Below are 2,580 nucleotides of genomic sequence, written 5' to 3'. Positions count from 1 at the left end.
TTTTGTTAATATCAGAGCGAGTTTCTTCTACAACTGTAAGGTGTTCAATCAGGTTCATTGGTTGCGCCTAGCAATGGGATTGGCGCTATTTGATCATAAATTAGCTAAAAGTGCGATCCCGCCCTGTACAACATGCGGGGTTGATTCACATGCATTCAACAAAAAAACACTACTCAAGAATAACAATTTACTTCTCATTTTAAATGATACTCAATATATAAATATAACACCTTAATAAACGGCGCAAAATTGCAGGCTAAACTAAGCGAAGAATGAGCGCAAGCCTGCTATTTTGCGTCCTCTCTGGTTTAAGCGTTTGTTATGTTTTAAAGTACACAAAGGAATAACCAAGGGCTTTCATCTTTAATTTTGAAGATTACTTTCCCATTTAGATGATACAAGCTTAAAGATAAAATTTCGTCTAGCTCTTCTTGTTTGCAATTGAAGCCCTTAACTTGAAATGCCTTAAATGGAAATTCCGAATAAAGTGACTTTAACTCAGCTGCTTTAGAACGCGTATGTTCAGATAAATCCTCGTTTGCCCATGACCACAGAAAAGAATTGAACTCAGTGGAATATGAGCCAACCGGAATGACATTAAACCTTTTTGTATTGTCTTCGCTTGTTAACTCGATAAACAAGTCATCAAGATCATAGTACCAGCTAGTATATTCTCCTACCTCAGCAGAAAAATTTGAAAAAGCCTTGCAGTAATCCGCTTTAATTTGTCCAATTTTTTCTTCGATACTCACTTAGTTCCCTTAAAACATAACGCCTTAATAAACGGCGGAAAATAGCAGGCTAAAATAAGCGAAGAATGAGCGCAAGCCTGCTGTTTTACGTCCATTGTTTAATTAATTTGTTATATGCTTTCATCTGCCACTGCTTGGTCAAACCAAACATGCTCTGACTCACCGCCCAAGTTAAAACGATACCCGAATGGAAGAGCCATATATATTGCTAACTCAGGGCGTCTTTCGATGATGTGCTCAAAGTGCACCGTAACTAATGAGCTGGTATTACCGTCGTACTCATCTGTAGTTAACCACCAACCACTCATATGATTTGGTGATGGGTAACGAACTCCTTCAACTGGTGTTGAGCCCTCATAAATGCCTTTAGAAATAGTAACAAGCTGAGTTGGCTCAACAGGAGCATAAATTGCTTGATAATGCTCACAACATTCTTTTTGGACTGACTCAATACTCAAGCTTCTTACTCCTGACTTGAAAAAGCATATAACGCCGCAAATAAACGGCAAAAAATAGTTGGCTAAAATTTGTGAGGTACGAACAAAGCCAACTGTTTTTTGTCCGCACTTTTTGATTTGCCTTGTTATGTTGCATTAACACAAGGATAGCCAATTTCTGAAATATCTTTTTTTAGCTGTTTTATTGATACTTCAGGATTTACTTCTTTAACCAATTCTTCGGTTAAAGGTAAATGGTTATAAATCTTTGCAATGGTTGTAACATCCAGATCTAATTCATAATAATCTTGAGCAAATACCCTATATGTTTCAGGGTTACAGTCAAAGATTTCTAAAAGATATTCTGAACCATCAGGATCTTCGTCATCTGCAAATTCGAAGTCACCTTTACCCCAATAGTCTGCCGAATGAAGTTTCCAAATACAAAATGAAATATTATCCATAGAGAAAGCAGGTTCTTTAGAGGCAGTAACGAATTCAGAAGGCAATCCTTTTAATAAACCTGGCCATGGAACTTGCCCATCAGTACTCCAAGATGACATTGAAGATTCATGGTCAAAACCTTTAATAAAGCAGCCCTCTTGATTGAATAGTACATAGAAGTCATCACCACAACCATTCCTCATCGAACCCATTTGCTCATTAACGTCCCAATTTGAATTGAATGAATAAAAACGTTCATCCCATTCAGGGGACATAATTGCATCTAGCATTGCGAGTGATTGAAGTAGCTTTTTTAACTGCAATACTTCTGGCATTGAGTTTAAATTTTTAGTTGATATAGCATCCAATGCTGGAGACTCCTTTTGCAACATAACGCCGCAAATAAACGGCTAAAAATAGTTGGCTATAATTTGTGAGGTACGAACAAAGCCAACTGTTTTTTGTCCGCACTTTTAATTTGCTTTGTTATATACCGATCACTCTGATTTCAAAACAAATTTAATGTTTTCCGCTTCTAAGATTGGAGTAAGCTGTTCAATAAAGCCTGTAAGTGTATCAGTTGGAACATGACCAATAATTAGCTCAATTCTTTTAGGTAGAGCATATTTATTAGGTTCTTCCTCTTCTAATTGTCCATCAAGAATGTAACACAAATAGTGATTAAGCTTATCTTGAAGCAATTCAATATTTGTATCATCTATCACTTCTGATTGGATAATTGAAAGAACACATGTTCCATCATTAATAGAACAAATATCTATTTGATTTTGAAAATTTATGCCGTACTTCATTTGGTATATAACACTTTAGTATTTATGCGACACGCAGTTTGTGTTGCATAATCGCTTGTTGGACTGAGCTGCTACCCGCTCGATGTCTCAGAGTTGGTGTTATTTATGCTAAGGGAATTTGCTTTTTGGAGGCTC

Annotated in this window: 5 protein-coding genes; 1 reads left to right on the top strand and 4 read right to left on the bottom strand. The window is 36.5% G+C overall.

Annotated elements, in window-relative coordinates:
• On the top strand, positions 1-235 hold a 235-nt coding region (locus F9Y84_RS22010), incomplete at its 5' end, for a hypothetical protein (RefSeq protein ID WP_211091714.1).
• Between the two features lie 91 nt (positions 236-326).
• Here the strand turns inward: F9Y84_RS22010 and F9Y84_RS21720 are convergent.
• The 4 genes from F9Y84_RS21720 to F9Y84_RS21705 form a co-directional block, all read right to left on the bottom strand.
• The gene (locus tag F9Y84_RS21720; protein ID WP_147391473.1) at positions 327-752 is read right to left on the bottom strand and encodes a DUF6882 domain-containing protein; all 426 of its coding nucleotides are present in this window, start codon (positions 750-752) and stop codon (positions 327-329) included.
• 110 nt (positions 753-862) lie between these two features.
• Positions 863-1,210 (bottom strand): immunity protein Imm33 domain-containing protein, encoded by a 348-nt coding sequence (locus F9Y84_RS21715; RefSeq protein WP_147391472.1) that lies wholly within the window; start codon positions 1,208-1,210, stop codon positions 863-865.
• A gap of 125 nt (positions 1,211-1,335) precedes the next feature.
• Positions 1,336-2,001, bottom strand: a complete 666-nt coding sequence (locus F9Y84_RS21710; protein WP_147391471.1) for a hypothetical protein — start codon at positions 1,999-2,001, stop codon at positions 1,336-1,338.
• Positions 2,002-2,130: 129 nt separating this feature from the next.
• Entirely contained in the window at positions 2,131-2,445 is a 315-nt protein-coding gene (locus tag F9Y84_RS21705) for a DUF6572 domain-containing protein (protein ID WP_168756794.1), read from the bottom strand.
• Positions 2,446-2,580 lie beyond the last annotated feature (135 nt).

The sequence above is a fragment of the Pseudoalteromonas peptidolytica genome (genome assembly GCF_012641745.1).
Lineage (GTDB): Bacteria > Pseudomonadota > Gammaproteobacteria > Enterobacterales > Alteromonadaceae > Pseudoalteromonas > Pseudoalteromonas peptidolytica.
This window is presented reverse-complemented; position numbering and strand designations above follow the sequence as displayed.